Origin of the sequence: Streptomyces sp. Ag109_G2-15 (assembly GCF_900215565.1) — a bacterium.
In the GTDB taxonomy this organism is placed as follows: domain Bacteria; phylum Actinomycetota; class Actinomycetes; order Streptomycetales; family Streptomycetaceae; genus Streptomyces; species Streptomyces diastatochromogenes.
In genome coordinates, this window is sequence record NZ_OCNI01000001.1 from 6775956 (window position 1) to 6791247 (window position 15292).

Annotated in this window: 16 protein-coding genes and 1 pseudogene; 11 read left to right on the plus strand and 6 right to left on the minus strand. The window is 69.0% G+C overall.

The window, feature by feature from the left end; genetic code table 11:
- Positions 1 to 26: 26 nt before the first annotated feature.
- On the minus strand, positions 27 to 2489 hold the full coding sequence (locus CRP49_RS30505; protein ID WP_097256240.1) for a SpoIIE family protein phosphatase: 2463 nt from the start codon (positions 2487 to 2489) through the stop codon (positions 27 to 29).
- A 307-nt stretch (positions 2490 to 2796) separates the two neighbouring features.
- Between CRP49_RS30505 and CRP49_RS30510 the strand changes: the two genes are divergently transcribed.
- Entirely contained in the window at positions 2797 to 3432 is a 636-nt protein-coding gene (locus CRP49_RS30510; protein WP_097256241.1) for a TetR family transcriptional regulator, read from the plus strand.
- Positions 3433 to 3535: 103 nt separating this feature from the next.
- Here CRP49_RS30510 and CRP49_RS30515 read toward each other — a convergent pair whose 3' ends face one another.
- From CRP49_RS30515 to CRP49_RS30525, 3 genes are read right to left on the minus strand one after another with little or no spacing between them, the layout of a single operon-like run.
- Complete coding sequence (locus CRP49_RS30515; protein ID WP_097256242.1) at positions 3536 to 4735, minus strand: cytochrome P450; 1200 nt, start codon at positions 4733 to 4735, stop codon at positions 3536 to 3538.
- Between the two features lie 31 nt (positions 4736 to 4766).
- Entirely contained in the window at positions 4767 to 6131 is a 1365-nt protein-coding gene (locus CRP49_RS30520) for an NAD(P)/FAD-dependent oxidoreductase (protein ID WP_097256243.1), read from the minus strand.
- Positions 6121 to 6330: a ferredoxin gene (locus CRP49_RS30525; RefSeq protein ID WP_097256244.1), complete on the minus strand. Its 210-nt coding sequence runs from the start codon at positions 6328 to 6330 to the stop codon at positions 6121 to 6123. The genes CRP49_RS30520 and CRP49_RS30525 overlap by 11 nt, the downstream gene beginning before the upstream one ends.
- 505 nt (positions 6331 to 6835) lie before the next feature.
- On the opposite strand from CRP49_RS30525, the gene CRP49_RS30530 reads away from it, so the two are divergent.
- The 5 genes from CRP49_RS30530 to infA all read left to right on the plus strand — a co-directional run bounded on the left by CRP49_RS30530 (position 6836) and on the right by infA (position 9361).
- Positions 6836 to 7090, plus strand: a complete 255-nt coding sequence (locus tag CRP49_RS30530; RefSeq protein WP_097256245.1) for a hypothetical protein — start codon at positions 6836 to 6838, stop codon at positions 7088 to 7090.
- 27 nt (positions 7091 to 7117) lie between these two features.
- A complete protein-coding gene (locus CRP49_RS30535; RefSeq protein ID WP_097256246.1) occupies positions 7118 to 7537 on the plus strand; it encodes an SsgA family sporulation/cell division regulator in 420 nt (139 codons plus the stop codon).
- Positions 7538 to 7605: 68 nt separating this feature from the next.
- A complete protein-coding gene (locus CRP49_RS30540) occupies positions 7606 to 7935 on the plus strand; it encodes an NIPSNAP family protein (RefSeq protein WP_097256247.1) in 330 nt (109 codons plus the stop codon).
- Positions 7936 to 8274: 339 nt separating this feature from the next.
- Positions 8275 to 9072, plus strand: a complete 798-nt coding sequence (locus CRP49_RS30545) for a GNAT family N-acetyltransferase (protein WP_097256248.1) — start codon at positions 8275 to 8277, stop codon at positions 9070 to 9072.
- Positions 9073 to 9127: 55 nt separating this feature from the next.
- Positions 9128 to 9361 carry a translation initiation factor IF-1 gene (gene infA, locus CRP49_RS30550; RefSeq protein WP_097256249.1) on the plus strand — a complete coding sequence of 78 codons (234 nt, stop codon included), beginning with the start codon at positions 9128 to 9130 and terminating at the stop codon, positions 9359 to 9361.
- Positions 9362 to 9371: 10 nt separating this feature from the next.
- Here the strand turns inward: infA and CRP49_RS48095 are convergent.
- Together CRP49_RS48095 and CRP49_RS30560 are read right to left on the minus strand one after the other, a co-directional pair.
- Positions 9372 to 9728, minus strand: a pseudogene (locus CRP49_RS48095) (IS5/IS1182 family transposase); the annotation flags it as partial.
- 69 nt (positions 9729 to 9797) lie between these two features.
- Positions 9798 to 10538 carry an IclR family transcriptional regulator gene (locus CRP49_RS30560; protein WP_097256250.1) on the minus strand — a complete coding sequence of 247 codons (741 nt, stop codon included), beginning with the start codon at positions 10536 to 10538 and terminating at the stop codon, positions 9798 to 9800.
- A gap of 191 nt (positions 10539 to 10729) precedes the next feature.
- Here CRP49_RS30560 and CRP49_RS30565 point away from each other — a divergent pair, with 191 nt between their 5' ends.
- From CRP49_RS30565 to CRP49_RS30585, 5 genes are read left to right on the plus strand one after another with little or no spacing between them, the layout of a single operon-like run.
- Entirely contained in the window at positions 10730 to 11287 is a 558-nt protein-coding gene (locus tag CRP49_RS30565; RefSeq protein WP_097256251.1) for a 2,4'-dihydroxyacetophenone dioxygenase family protein, read from the plus strand.
- Positions 11288 to 11304: 17 nt separating this feature from the next.
- The gene (locus CRP49_RS30570) at positions 11305 to 12519 is read left to right on the plus strand and encodes a CaiB/BaiF CoA-transferase family protein (protein WP_097256252.1); all 1215 of its coding nucleotides are present in this window, start codon (positions 11305 to 11307) and stop codon (positions 12517 to 12519) included.
- Positions 12506 to 13051 (plus strand): MaoC family dehydratase N-terminal domain-containing protein, encoded by a 546-nt coding sequence (locus tag CRP49_RS30575; protein ID WP_097256253.1) that lies wholly within the window; start codon positions 12506 to 12508, stop codon positions 13049 to 13051. The genes CRP49_RS30570 and CRP49_RS30575 overlap by 14 nt, the downstream gene beginning before the upstream one ends.
- Entirely contained in the window at positions 13051 to 13497 is a 447-nt protein-coding gene (locus tag CRP49_RS30580; RefSeq protein ID WP_097256254.1) for a MaoC/PaaZ C-terminal domain-containing protein, read from the plus strand. Before CRP49_RS30575 ends, CRP49_RS30580 begins: the two co-directional genes overlap by 1 nt.
- Positions 13494 to 15287 carry an acyclic terpene utilization AtuA family protein gene (locus CRP49_RS30585; RefSeq protein WP_097256255.1) on the plus strand — a complete coding sequence of 598 codons (1794 nt, stop codon included), beginning with the start codon at positions 13494 to 13496 and terminating at the stop codon, positions 15285 to 15287. Before CRP49_RS30580 ends, CRP49_RS30585 begins: the two co-directional genes overlap by 4 nt.
- Positions 15288 to 15292 lie beyond the last annotated feature (5 nt).

The following is a 15292-nucleotide window of genomic DNA, read 5'->3' on the forward strand; positions in this document are numbered from 1 at the left end:
ATGCTGTGGCGGCCGTCGGTCGCGCGTCACGCCGCAAGGGCTTTGGAGGGCAGGTCTTGTTCGGCCCAGACGACCTTGCCGTCCGTTGCGGAGCGGGAGCCCCACCTGTGGGACAACTGAGCGACGAGGGAAAGACCGCGGCCGTTCTCGTCGATGACGTGGGGATGAAGGGGGCGTGGGTGGCTGGGGTTGCTGTCGGAGACTTCGCAAGTCAAGAACTGGTGATGGATGAGCCGTAGGCGGATCGGCCCGCCGCCGTAGCGGATGGCGTTGGTGACCAGTTCACTGACGATCAGCTCCTCGGTGGTCACCAGGTGATCAAGCCCCCATTCGCCGAGCTGACGGGCGGCTGCCTGCCGGGCGATGCGGACAGCGGCCGGCTCGTTCGGCAGTTCCCAGGAGGCGACCTGGGCCGGTTCGAGTCCGCGAGTCCGCGCAAGGAGCAAGGTGACATCGTCGGCCGGGGCCTGAGTCGGCAAGGTCTCGATCACCTGAGAGCACAGGTCTTCCAGGGACGAACCGGTCGCTGCCAGGGCGGTGCCCAGGCGATCGAGGCCCACGTCGATGTCGTCGTCGCGGGACTCGACCAGACCGTCGGTGTAGAGCGCGAGCAGAGTTCCCTCGGGCAGTTCCAGTTCCACGGACTCGAAGGGAACCAGACCGAGGCCGAGGCCGAGCGGGGCCCCGGCGGGCATGTCGGGGAAAGTGGCACGGCCCTGCGGGTCGATGATCGCGGGCGGGGGATGCCCGGCCCGCGCCATCGAGCACCGCCGGGTGACCGGGTCGTAGACGGCATACAGACAGGTGGCGCCCACCGCCGGGGGGAGCTGGTCCGGAGCTTCGGCATCTTCCTCGCTCAGGCGCTTGACCGTGTCATCGAGGTGCGCCAGCAGTTCGTGGGGAGGCAATTCCATGTTCGCGAGCGTGCGGACGGCGGTGCGCAATCGGCCCATCGTCGCCGCGGCGTTGATGCCGTGTCCGACCACATCTCCGACGACGAGGGCCACCCGGGCGCCAGACAGCTTGATCACGTCGAACCAGTCGCCCCCCACGCCGTGGTCCATGTCAGCCGGCACATAGCGCGAGGCCACGTCGAGGGCCGCGCCGCCTCCCACATGGTGGGGGAGCAGGTCGCGTTGGAGCGTGAGGGCCGCGGTGCGTTGGCGAGCGTACTGGAGAGCGTTGTCCAGGCTGAGCGCGGCCCGGGTGACGAGCTCCTCGGCGAGCAGGAGGTCGTCCTCCTGGAACGGCGTCGGCTCCTCGGAGCGGCCGAACACCGCCAGTCCCAGCACACAGCGCCGCGCACGGATGGGTACGACCATCAAAGAGTGGATGCCGCTGTCACGGAGCTTCTGCGTCCGCACAGGGTCGTGACTGACCCAGGGGCCTGAATAGGTGTCCAGCACCGATTCCAGGTAAGACCTGCCCGTGTGCAGGACGGTGGCGAACAGCGAGGTCGGGAAGGGGCGGATCACCTCTTGGCGCACCCACGGCAACTTGAGGACACCTGGGTCGATGGAGGCCACACCGGCACGGCGCAGCACAGGCGGGCGGCCGTTCGCCTTGCCGGTCCCCGCCGAGGGATCCACGCCGAACGGAACCGACTCCATCAGGTCGACGACTGCGTGGTCGGCCAGCAGGGGCACGGCAAGGTCGGCCAGTTCCTGCCCGGTCCGCATGACCTCGAGGGTGCTGCCGACGCGCGTGCTGGCTTCGCTGAGGATGGCAAGGCGCTCGCGTGCCCGCCGGTTGCCCGTGACGTCCACGTTCATGGAGCACACTGCCAGTGCCGTGCCGTCCGCGTCCTGGAGGCAGAAGAACGAGGCCGAGAACGCGTGCTCCCGGCGCCGGTCCGTCGACGACCACGCCCGGTACTCGTGGACCATGGTGGTGCCACTGTCCAGCACCTGCCGCATCACCACCTCGAGCGCTTCGGCCTCGACGGCGGGCAGTGAGTCCCGCAGGCGGCGTCCGAACCGTCGCTCAGGAGGAGTGCCGTCGTGGCGCTCCATGACGTCGTTGACCCAGGTACAGCGCAGCTGCGGGTCATAGACGGCGATGCCGATCGGTGCGTGGGCCAGGAGCGACTCCCGCACAGCTCCGTTGGACGCCCCCGAGGACAGGGTGCCTATGTCGGTCACGGACACCAGCCACCGGGTGCCGGCGTCCTGCCCCCACAGCAGTGAGATCCGCAGCGTCATTCTGATGGTGTGGCCGTCGCGGTGGCGGACCGTCACGGTGCCGGACCAGCCCCCCTGGGCGCGGCACTGCTCGGCGAACGCCGAAGCCCTCGGGGCGTGTTCGGCGGGCGGCAGCACGTGTGCGGCGGACCGGCCCACCACTTCCCCGGCCGAGTACCCGACAAGCTGCTCGGCGGCGTGCGTCCACCCCACGACGGTCCCCTCCCCATCGAGCATCGCTATTGCCGCGTCGGGTATCTCTCGGGGGCTCACCGGCTCGGCGAGTGGTGTGCGGTCGGTGTTCGTCATCCGGTTCTTCCCATCGGTGCGTGGGTGTGAGGCAGCGTCGGCGTGTGCGGCGTCGGCCCGATCTGCGGCCGTGGTGGAAGCCGGCACGACGTCTGCCAACCTTGGACGACTTTGTCCACTTCTGATGAAATAGTCAGATACGACCGCTTCATCGTCAAGTCCCCCGTAACTGATGAAATGCCCACAAGTGACCGCGTACTGTCACGTCGCGCCATCGCGGAGTCGGGGCTGGTGGGCCAGAGGTGGACAGTTGGGGCGGGCAATGCAATGATGAATTGATCAGAACTGCTGCTCTTATTCATGGAGCATGCCGATGCCAGCCCCACGCAGGAACCGATTCGAACGCCGTCGCGCCGAGACCCGTCAGGCACTCGTCCGCGCCGCGCGGCAGATCCTGGCCGAGTCCGGTGGCGCCAGCGCCAGCATCCATGCCATCGCGGAGCGCGCGGACGTGGGCCTCGGCTCCTTCTACAACCACTTCACGGGCAAGCCGGACCTGTTCGACGCGGCCGTGGCCGATGCACTCGAGGAGTACGCCCAAGCCGTCGATGAACGCCTGCGCGGCGTCGATGATCCCGCCGAGCGCCTCGCTGGAGGTGTGCGGCTCAGCGCGCGCATGGCCGAGTCATACCCGGAGATCATGCAGATCCTGTTCCGCAGCGAGCTGGGTCGGATATGTGCTGGTGACGGGCTGGCTCCGCGGGCGAAGCGCGACGTGGAGGAGGGCATGGCCGCAGGCCGGTTCACCGTGGTCGACCCGGTGATCGCCCTGACCGTGTTGAACGGCAGCCTGCTGGCGCTCCTGGAGCTGTGGTGCAACCAGCCCGGGGCCGACAGCGACCAGGCCGCAGGCACCATGGCCGAGATGATCCTGCATATGCTCGGCCTCTCCCCGGATGAGGCTCGTGACCTCGCCCGGCGGCCCCTTCCCGCTGCAGCGTGAAGAGGATCCTGTCGCGCACCGGCCGACTGGCGCCGACTGCGCACCGGTTCCCGCAGCCTGCGTAAGGCTGGTCTCCCTCGCCTGCTGTCGCAGCCCCGCAGCCTCAGAGTTGGATGGGCAGGTGGCGGGGTCCGCGGAGCATGGCGTTCTGGCGGTAGGGGGGCGGGTCCTGGACCAGGCGGGCCGTGCCGAGGTGGGGGATCAGCGCGCCGAGCGCGGCCTCGGCTTCGATACGGGCGAGTGGCGCGCCGAAGCACAGGTGGATACCGCTGCCGAAGCCGACGTGCTGGTTGTCCGGGCGGGTGGGGTCGAACCGGTCGGGTTCGCTGAACCGCATGGGGTCGCGGCTGCCCGAGGCCAGCGCCAGGATGACGGACGTGCCGCCGGGGATCGTGGTGCCGGCGATGTCGATGTCGACGAGGGGAACCCGCTCGCGCATGTGGACCGGGGGCTCGTAGCGCAGCAGTTCCTCCACCGCTCGCGGCAGCAGGCCGGGGTCTTCGCGCAGACGGTCCAGCTGGTCGGGCCGGCGCAACAGGGTGAGGACGCCGTTGGCGATCAGATTGACCGTGGTCTCGTGTCCGGCGATGAACAGCAGGATGGTGTTCACCGCCAGGTCCTCCTCGCTGAGCCGTACGGCCGGGTCCGGTTCGTTGACGAGGTCGGAGAGCATGTCGCCGGTGGGCCGACCGCGGCGCTGTTCGGCGAGTTGGACCAGGTACTGGCCCATCTCCTGCTCCGCCTGGCCGGCCGCCTGGTCCCGTTCGGCGGTGTCACCTTCGGGCCCGATGTCGGCGGACGCGACGAGGGTGTCGGTCCAGCCCTGGAAGAGCTGCTCGTCCTTGTGCGGGATGCCGAGCAGGCGGCAGATCACGGTCACGGGCAGTGGGTAGGCGAAGTCGTCGACGACGTCGATCTGCCTGCCCTCCTGGAACACTTCCGCCAGTTCCTTGGTCAGCTGGACGATCTCGCCGCGCATGGAGTCGACCCGGCCCGGACTGTGCGGCGGGCCGAACGGCCGCATGGCCGAGTTGCGCAGCCGGTGGTGCTCGGGGTCGTCGAGCCGCAGGAACGACGGTTGTCGTGTCACCTCGTACGGAGCGGGAGCGGTGCGCGAGCGCGGATCGGCACTCATCCGGGGGTCGTGCAGCAGCGCGACGATCTCGTGGTACGTGCCGATCAGGTAGCTGCCGTCCGCCTGCCGCACCGCGGGCCCCGCCTCGCGGAGTTCGGCGTACAGCGGGTAGGGGTCGGGGCGGTTGGCGTAGTCGGTGATCCGGGCCAGCAGGGTGTCGGAGGCCATGGTGGCTCCTCGTGGTGGGGCGGGACGTGGGTCAGCCGGGCTGCACCAGCGTCAGCCGGCGATCCGGCAGGTAACCGGTGAGCGCCACGGTGGGGCCGTGCGACAGCCCCTTCGGATCCGGCACGTCGGACGGAATCGCGACGTCGGCCGCGATCGCACGGTCCTGGGCGCCGGGCGGGGGCGGGAACGGAGCAGCCGTCTCGATCAGATGCCGGTAGTAGTCGAGCGACTTGGCCATGTCGACGGTGACCGCGGCGGTGACCCGCCCCTGGTAGCCGTAGACCATCGCCAGACGGCGCGCCTCCAGGGAGCCCTGGGCGATGACCACGTGGTCGGAGTAGGTGGGCACGCCCACCGATTTGATGTTGAGCCCGAACTGGGTCGACCAGAACGAGGGGACGGCCAGGTGCGGGCGCTGCAGGGGCCCCGGATTGACCATGTTGTGGGCCGCGACCTCGGCCTGCTCGACCGCGTTTCCCCAGTGTTCCAGGGAGAGCATCTGGTACCCGAACAGCGGGTGGGGGAAGCGGGAGACGTCGCCGGCCACGAAGACGTCGTCGGTGACGATGCCGTACATGTTGAAGGCTCGGCATCCGGCGTCGCAGGCGATCCCGCGCGGGCCCGCCGCCAGCCCGGACTCCGCCAGCCATTCGACGTTGCGTACCGCCCCCAGAGCCACGACGCAGACGTCGGCGTCGATGCGGCTGCCGTCGGACAGCTCCGCACCGGTGAAGCTGCCGTTGCCGTTGAGGGCGGTGACCGTCACCCCGGTGCGCAGGTCCACGCCGTGGTTGCGCTGCATGACGGCCGCGAGCTTCGACAGGGTGCCACCGAGCGCGCCCACCAGGGGTGCGGGGCCGCGTTCGGCGACCGTGACCTCAAGTCCCTGTTCCCGGCAGGCCGAGGCGATCTCCGAGCCCGTAAAGCCGGCGCCGATCACCAGCACGCGCTCCGGCCCGGCGGCCAGCCGCTGGGCCAGTCCGCCGGCGTCCTCGCGGGTGCGCAGGGTGAACACCCCGTCCAGGGCGGCTTCCTCCGGGTTGGGCCAGGGCCGCGCGCGGGTCCCGGTGGTGATCAGCAGCCGGTCGTACGGCAGTGACTCGCCGCCCTCCAGCAACACCTGTTTCGCGAGCAGGTCCACGCCGGTGGCGCGCACGCCCAGCCGCCAATCGGCGTTCGGGTCGTGGCGCATCGGCAGCCCGGTGGTGTCCGCCGTCGCCTGGCCGAGCAGCACCTGCTTGGACAGCGGCGGCCGGTCGTAGGGCGGATGGGGCTCGTCCCCGATCACGGTCAGTGAGCCGGTGAAGCCTTCCTCGCGCAGCGTCTCTGCGGCCCTGAGCCCCGCCAGCGACGCGCCGACGATGACGATACGGCCGTCCTTGAGGTCACCGGGCACCGGCGCTCACCTCCTCGCCGAGGAGGATGGCCTGGACCGGGCATGCCGCCGCGGCCTGGCGCACACGCTCGACCTGGTCGTCGGGGACGGCTGTGGCGTACAGCAACCCCTCCTCCCCGTGCAGCTGGAACACCTGCGGCGCGAGGAAGACGCACTGCGCATAGCCCTGGCAGCGCGTGAGATCCACAACGGTCTGCATACCCACCACTCCCTCCGTTGTCTCCCTCCTTGCTTCCAGCATGGGGCCGGACCTGGGCGCCCGCATGCCACGGCGCCGGAGACGGAAATCCTGGGCAGCTCGTCCCTCAGGGGCGAGGGCTCAGCCCAGGACGTGGTCGTGTCCGAAGGTCGCGCCGACGAGGGAAAGGTGGGTGAACGCTCCCGAAAGCTGTCCAGTTGCTTGCCGATGAGGCTGATCTCCTCGGTGGAGAGCCCGAGATGGTCGATGCAGGCGAGCATTTTCTGTAACGCCAGGCTGACTTCGTCCAGGCGGCCGACGGTCTGCGTGAGGACGTCGAGCTGTTCGTGCCCCTCCGGCCGAGTGGGCCGTGTTCGCCGCCTCGACAGTTCCATACATTGTATGGTAATCCTGTGAGGGTACTTCCGTACGCCGTATGGAAGGGTTTGCTCGGACCGCGCCAGGCGCCGCACATCGCCTGCATGCAGCCGATGGTGCAGATCGCACGGTCGGGAAGGGAAAGATCATGAAGAAGCTCACGAGGCGCGTTGCCGTCACCGCTTCGTCCGTGGCGATCGCGGGTGTCGCCGTTCTCGGTGCTGGGGGCGCCGCTTCGGCCGCGACTTCTGCTTCCGTGCACGGCCAGCGCCCGGCCGGCAGCGTCAACGCCGGCGACTACCGCTGGGACCACGGTGTCGGCTATCTCCTGGAACTGGGCTACTCCTGGGACGAGATCCATGGCTGGCACCGCGACGGCCAGGATGAGATCAGCGGTCGCTGACCGCCGCCCAGGCAGGAGTGAGAGTCGATGGAGTCTTTGAAGACCGTCATGCAGGAGGTGGCCGTGCAGCTTGTCATCTCGCGCACCTACTCGCTGTCCATGTGTATGAACCTGCGGTACGAGCCCGCTGATCCCTATGTCGTTCGTGCCGACTTTTTCACCGACGCTGACGAGCCGACCGAATGGGTGCTGGGGCGTGATCTTCTGGCCGATGGCCTGAGGGGTTCTGCAGGCTGTGGGGACATCCGGATCTGGTCGGCCGTCAGCCGTGGTGACCAAGGGATGTACATCGCCCTCGGGTCTCCCGCGGGCACCGCCTTGCTCGAGGTTCCCGTGCAGGACGTCAGGACCTTCCTGGAGAACACGGAGGCGCTGGTGCCACGGGGTACCGAGTCCGGACACATCGACTGGGACCTCGAACTGGCGAACCTGTTTGCAAAAGGCTGAGAGAAGCCTCCCAGCCGCCGGGCGGACGGGGATCTTTTTCCCGGCCGCAGAAGAGAAGGAAAGAGTTCATGTCCCAGTACCAGCTTCGCGTCTACACGCTGCGCAGCCCTGAGGCGCTCGTCGCCTACGAGAAGATCTGGGCCAAGCACATTCCCGGTATGGCCAAGCACAGGATCGCCACGCACGGCGTCTGGACGGTGCCCGCGGCTCCCGGGAGTGAGGCGCCCCAACTGTACGCCCTCGTTTCCTACCGGGACGCCGACGACGTTCAGGAACGGCTGGAGGCGTACCTGTCCAGCCCCGAATTCCGTGCGGACATGGAGGGCTTCGACATCAGCCAGATCGTCGGCGTCGCCGAGTCCGTGCTGACGCCCACCGCCGACTCACCCTTGCGGTGACAGGTACCGAGCCGCTCGATGGCTGCGGCGACCATCTTGCCGAAGGTCCGGTTGAGTGCGCGTCAGTGGAGTGAACGCGTACCGGCAACACCGTGCGTCAGGCTTCGGCCGCTGCCGCGTCCGCAGCTCGGTCGGCTGAGTGGGGCGTCCGCGGAAAATGGTTTGGGCGGGATGCCGCCCGCTTGGTAGCGTGCGCAACACCGTGACAGGCCGCTAGGAGGTGAGACCCGTGAACGCTGTTCTCAAGTGGGTGCTCCCCCTTTCCCGCACGGTGCGCGAGTGACGTAGGTGTCCTCGGGAGTGCCTCGACCGACAAGGCACTCTTGAAAGGCCATCACTATGAACACATCGCATTTCTCTTCGGGCACGGGGGAGCGCCCGGTGACGATCACACGGGTCGCGGAGACGCAGTGGCTCGCCGTCGAAGACGACCGGGAGGTCGGGCGCGGCGACGCTGCGTGCAGGCCCGACGGGCGGATGTTCGTCAGCATCGATGCGTGGCAGGGCGCGGTCTTCGACCGGCTCGCCGCTGCCATGGTGGCGGACCTGCCGACACCGCTGTACGTGGTGGTCGCCGAGACCGACCGCGAGGGCAGGGCCGGTTGGGAGCGGGCAGGGTTCACGACAGGGCGCCGTGAGCGGGAGTACGCCGTGCCCACCGACCCGCTGGTCACCGGGCTCGACGCGGTGCGACCGCCGTCGGCTGTCACGATCGTGCCCGCCGGCGAGGCGCAGGAGGACCTGCTGCGCGCGCTGGACCGGGCGATTCGCGACGAGGTCGCGGCCACGGTCGGCTGGCAGACGATGCCGGCCGAGGTGTTGCCCCGCCCTGCTGGGGTCACGATCGTGGACCCGTCGAAGTACGCGGTCGCGGAACTGTCCGGCCGGTACGTGGGGCTGATCCGGGTGGCGCCGGTCCCCCGAAGGCCGCGGATCGGGCTGATCGCGGTCCTCGCTGATGCGCAGCGCCGGGGCATCGCGCGGGCGTTGCTGGCCCACACGCTGGGTGCGCTGCACCGCTCCGGGGCCGAATCGGCATGGGCCGAGGTGGACGAATCCAATGCCGCGGCCGTAGCGCTCTTCGAGGGCGCCGGCGCCCGGTGCACGGCCGGAAATCTGGAGCTGGTGCGCCTTTGAGGCGCCGCCACATCTCAGCGCGTCCCCACGTTTTTCACAGTCATCGACTCTAGGAATGAGTGATTTGCCGAAAACTTCGGGCGGTCTCGAAATGGAGGGGACCGTCATCGAATGCCTGCGCAACGCCACCTTCACGGTGGAGCTGCAGAACGGGCACAAGGTGCTCGCGCACATCAGCGGGAAGATCCGGAAGAACCACATCAGGATCCTTCCGTACGACCGGGTGCTCGTGGAGCTGAGCCCCTACGACCTCACCCGAGGGCGGATCCTCTACCGGTACCGGACCTGAGCGCGATCACGATGCGGCCGCGCAGGTTGCGGGCAGCGAGTTCGGTGCGGGTCTCGTCCGAGTCGTAGCCGGCGTCGAGGTGGACGGTGATGTCGTCAGGAATCGACCCGAGAGCGTCCAGCACGTCCAGGGTCGGGGCCAGCAGCGGGCGACGGCGATCTGGTCGCCGAGCATGTCATGTCGGCGATCGCCTGGTAGGAGCAGCCGGACCGTAGGAGCTGCAGCAGTTTGCCGAAGATGATCCGGTCGCGGCTGCCAGGCCGGGGGCAGCCCAGCGGATGGGACGGATCGACCGTAGGACGCTCGGGCAGCAGCGCCGCGAATTGGTCCCACAGCGGTCAGCCAGCCATGGTGGCAGCACGGGTATGCCGACGACTGCAGCGACGGCTGGACATCGCCGGAGGGCGACAGTCGGTCGGCTCGCCGGCGCGGGCGATCAGGCGTGGTTGAGCCCGTACCGGGGGCCGAGGACGGCGACTGCCTTCTTGAGCTCCTCGCCGAGGTCGTCGAGACGATCCGCTTCTGCGGGGTCGACAGCTGCGCTGATCGCCGCTATCGGACTGCCGTCGGATGCCAACAGGGGCGTAGCCACGGCAAAGGCGTCCTTGAACGTTACTCCACGGTTGAAGGCGAGTCGGCGGGAGCGGATCTCGGGGAGTTCGGCGAGGAACTGCCGGACTTCTCCTGCCTGTTCCGCACCGGCCAGTTCCAGGAGCCGGTACATCTCCTCGTCGGGGACGCCGGCGAGCAGAGCCTTGCCGGCAGCGGTCGTGAAGAGGGGGCGACGGGCGTGGGTGCGCGCGACGAAGGTCAGGCTGGGTGACTCCTGCCCGGCATGGTCGGCGTAGACGAGGGCGTCGCCGACGCGCACCCCGACGAGGACGGTGCAGCGCAGGACCTTGCTCAACTCGGCCAGGAACTGGTGGTCGAGAGACAACGCGGCCAGCTTGTTCGCACGAGCGGCGAGAATGAAGGGCCCTGGTCCGAGGTGGAACCGGCGGTCGTCCTCGATGAGGTAGCCGCGGGCGAGAAGTCCGTTGGTCAGCTCCTGCACGGAGCTCTTCGCGGCGTCCAGGGCGGCTGCCAGCTCCGCCAGCGTCACTCCCCGCGGGCTCAGGGCCACGGCTTCGAGGATCCCGATCACTCGGTCGACCGTGCGATGGGGGCGGACGGGCATGCGGCTGATGCTAGCACCGCCCCGTCCGACATAACTCTGTGCACGGGTCTTGTCACGGAGGCGTGGGTCACCGTAGCGTCCCTGGCGTACGGAAATCCGGTGATGCATACGTAAATACGTACGCCCCATCCCCGTACCGCCTCGCACGTCGCATGTCCGGAAGATCGGCACTCACACCGAAAGGCCCGAACATGACCGCACCAGCGTCTCCCACGGTGATCAGCACGTACGGTGGCCGCGCGCCGCTGCCGCTCGTCTCTCTGCCGCAGGGTGAGCTTCTGACCGTCAACATCGACCAGATTCCGCTGTTCAAGGATCTTGTCGGCCCCGGCATTCACGTCCAGACGCTGCGCCTGGACCCCGAGCGCGGCGAGTGGGTTTTCCTGTCCACCTTGGCGCCCGGTGTCGAGCTGCCGATCCACTACCACACCGGTACGGCTCAGGTGTGGACGATCCAGGGCCGCTGGCTGTACCACGAGTACCCCGACCAGCCGCAGACGGCGGGCTCCTACCTGTACGAGCCCGGCGGCTCGGTGCACACCTTCTACACCCCCGAGGACAACACCGAGGACACCGTTGCCCTGGCCTGGATCGAGGGTGCGCAGGTCAGCTTCAACGAGGACGGCTCCTTCCACTCGGTCATGGACGCGGTGACCCTCCAGCACCTGACCGAGACCGCGGCTGCGGCGCAGGGCACCGGACCGGTCGGCTACATCCACGGCGGCGCCGCCGGCGTGATCAAGTCCTGATCGGCAGGGGAGCAGCCATGCGACCGGCGTTCGACGGCATCCGGGTCCTGGAACTGGGCCAGATCTACAACGGCCCCTACTGCGGGCTCCTGCTCGCACAACTGGGCGCCGACGTCATCAAGGTCGAGCCACCCGGCGGTGAGCCACTGCGCTTCCGCTCGCACGAGCCGATCGAGTCCCACGAGTTCGTGATGCTCAACTCCCACAAGCGGAGTGTGGTGCTCGACCTGAAGACCGACGCCGGTCGCCAGGCGCTGCTCGACCTGGCCGAGACCGCCGACGTGCTCATCGAGAACTACGCGCCGGGCACGATGGAGCGCCTCCGGGTCAGCCCGTCGCGGCTCCTCGAACACAACCCGCGTCTGGTCGTGGCCTCCGGCAAGGGCTACGGGTCCACGGGCCCGTACGCGCACATGTCGGCCATGGACATCACCGTTCAGGCGATGTCCGGCAGCGCTTCGGCCACTGGGGAGGCCGACGGGCCGCCGACCAAGGCCGGCGCCGCGTTCGTGGACTTCTCCGGCGGCATCCACCTGTTCGGGGCGATCAGCGCGGCACTGTTCCAGCGCGAGCGCACGGGACGGGGGCAGATCGTCGAGGTCTCGATGCACGACACCGTCTACCCGATGCTGGCATCCAGCCTGGGCGGCCTGCACAACAACCCCGGCCAAGAACTCCCCGAGCGCACCGGGAACCGGCATACGGGCATGGCGATTGCGCCGTACAACATCTACGAGGCGAGCGACGGATGGCTGGCGATCATCTGCATCGCCGAGCGGCACTGGCGCGGCGTGGCAACCGCACTGGGCCGGCCCGAGCTGATCGACGACCCCAGGTTCCGCACGCGGAAGGACCGGGTCGCCCACATCGACGCGGTCGACGAGCAGGTCTCTGCCCACACCAGGACCCGGACGCGTGCCGAGTTGGTACGGGACCTGCAGGCCGCCGGTGTGCCCTGCGCGCCGGTCAAGTCGATCCGCGAGGTCGACTCTGACGAGCACCTGATCCAGCGCGGCATGATCCAGTACGTCGAGCACCCCGCCAGAGGCCGGGTGCCGGTTGCGGGATGCCCTCTGAGGCTCAGCGACTCGCCGGTGGGCCCGCTGCGGACCGCCCCGCCGCTGGGCGAGTCGACGCGGGAGGTTCTCGCGGAGCTTGCCGGCCACGCGGATGCGGCCGGCGAATCCGGCACCCAGATCAATGGTGAGGATCCCAGGCATGTTCACACCTGAACCCGGTACTCCGCTGGCGGAGTACTACGCCCAGACCCGGCCGCGGACCGGAGCCGTCCTCTCGCGCCGGAGCCTCGGCACGCTGGACGCGGTGAGCATCGGCCGCTACGCACTGACCATCGGCGCCGCGGACCCGGTCCACTACGATGCCGCGGCCGCACGTTCGGCCGGGCATGCGGATGTCGTGGTGCCGCCGAACATGCTCGCCGCGATCGTGGAGTGGGGCATCGGCACCCCCGAGAGCCGACTCCAGCCCGACGGGACACCCCTCGGCGGTGACACACCCCTCGGTGGTGGCGACCTCGGGCTGCGCGTCATGGGCGCCGGCGAAGAAATGGAGCTGGTCAGTCCCTTGACCGCGGGGATGGAGGTGGTGCTCGAAACCACCCTTGAGGCGGTCACTCCCAAACGGACCCGCGCCGGCACCTGTGTGTTCGTCACCACCCTCCACACGTTCACGTCAGCCCAGGGTGCCGTCCTCAACCGCAACCGGCGCACCGTCGTACTGCGCAACCCCTTGCAGGAGTCGTAGTGTCCATCAACCATCAGGTCGGGGACACACTCCCACGGCTCAAGCACACGGTCACGACCTTTCAGCTGTTCCGCTACAGCGCGGTCACCTGGAATCCCCACCGCATCCACTTCGACGAGTCCTACGCACGCGAGGAGGGCCACGGCGGTCTCGTGGTGCACTCCCACCTGCGGGCGGCGCTTGCCCTGCGCTGTGTCACCGAGGCTCTCGGCCCCAAGTGGCGCGTGACGAAGGTCGCCTACCGCCTGCGCAAGCCCGTCTGTGCACCCGCCGACCTGGCCTACACCGCGCGGGTGACCCACATCGAGGGCGACAGCATGACCCTTGAGCTCGCCGAGGAACACCCCTCCGGCGAGGTGGGGTTCGAAGGGACGGTACGGGTCAGCAGGGCCGAGGGAGAGAACGCCGGCGGTCTTCGCTCCTCTGCACCGGAAGATTTGGCATGACGTCGCCATCAGAACGGGGCCGGCGCCCCCTCCGCGTCGGGAACTGCTCCGGCTTCTACGGCGACCGCGCCTCGGCCATGGCCGATATGGCCCGAGCGGGCGGCATCGACGTCCTCACCGGTGACTACCTCGCCGAGGTCACGATGCTGATCCTCGGCAAGGCGCGCGCCAAGGACGGCACGAAGGGCTTTGCGACCACCTTCCTGCAGCACCTGGACGCGGCGCTCGAGCACCTCGTCGCCAACAGGATCAGGCTCGTCGTCAACGCCGGGGGGCTCAACCCCGCCGGGCTGGCCACCGCGACCCGCGAACTGATCGCACGCCACGGTCACGACCTGCGCGTCTCCCACATCGAAGGCGACGACGTCTTCGGCAGCCTCGACGGTCTGCGGCAGGCGGGCCATTGCCTGCCGCACCTGACGAGTGGTCAGCCGCTGTCGGACTGGCCGCACCAGCCGCTGACAGCCAACGCCTACCTCGGCGGCTTCGGCATCACCCGCGCCCTCCACGAAGGTGCCGACGTCGTCGTCACGGGCCGCGTGACCGACGCCTCCCTGGTCGTCGGTCCCGCCGCCTGGTGGTGGGACTGGACACCTGACGACCACGACGCCCTCGCCGGCGCGGTCGCCGCCGGCCACGTCATCGAGTGCGGACCTCAGGCGACCGGAGGCAACTTCTCCGGGTTTTGTTCCGTCCCCGACCTTGTGGAGCCGGGGTTCCCGATCGCCGAGATCGCCGCCGACGGCTCCTCGGTGATCACAAAGAACCCGGGCACCGGCGGCGTGGTCACCCAGGACACGGTCACCGCCCAACTGCTCTACGAGATCGGTGAACCCGCGTATCTCAACCCCGACGTGACCGCCCACCTGGACACCGCGACGCTGACAGACGTCGGAGAGGACCGCGTCCGGATCAGCGGGGTGCGAGGCTCGGTTCCGGCCAGCACGACCAAGGTCGCGATCACAGGGGTGGGAGGCTGGACGAACAGCGCGATCCTCGCGCTGACCGGCACGGACCTCGACGCGAAGGCCGCCCTCGTGGAGCGATTCGTCCACCGCTACGCCGAGGCCGCCCGCGGGCTCGACGCGGTCGCCGTCGAGCGCATCGGGCAGGCTCAGCCCGATCCTGACACCCAGAACGCGGGAACCGAGCTGCTCAGGATCACCGTGCAGGGGACGCAGCAGGCCGCCGGGCGCGCCTTCTCGTCGCGCGTGGTCGAGCTGGCCCTGTCCAGCTACCCCGGGCTGTACTCCCTCGGTCCACCGCAACCGGGGTCCGCATTCGGTGTCTACTGGCCCGCACTGCTCGACCAGCGGATGCTCCAGCACGCGGTCCACCACTACGACGGCACGACCGAGATCATCGCCCCTGGCAACCCGGACGGCGCCGGCGGCGAGGCAAGGCCGCAGGCCGCGGCGCTCGCGCCGACGGTGCCTGCGCCGAGGGCAGACGAACTCGTCTTCGCCCCACTCGGTGAGATCGTGCACGCCCGCTCCGGCGACAAGGGCGGCGACGCGAATCTCGGCGTCTGGGTACGCGACCGTGCGGCGTGGGACTGGCTCAGGTCCACCCTCACCATCGACGAACTGCGACGCCTTCTGCCCGAAACACGCGCACTGGAGATCTCGCGCCACGAACTCCCCAACCTGGGCGCGGTCAACTTCCTCGTCCGAGGACTGCTCGGGACCGGCGCCACCTCGACACTGCGCCTGGACTCGCAGGCCAAAGCACTCGGCGAATGGCTGCGCTCACGCAGCATCAAGGTGCCGCGATCGCTGGTGGGATCCTGACGACG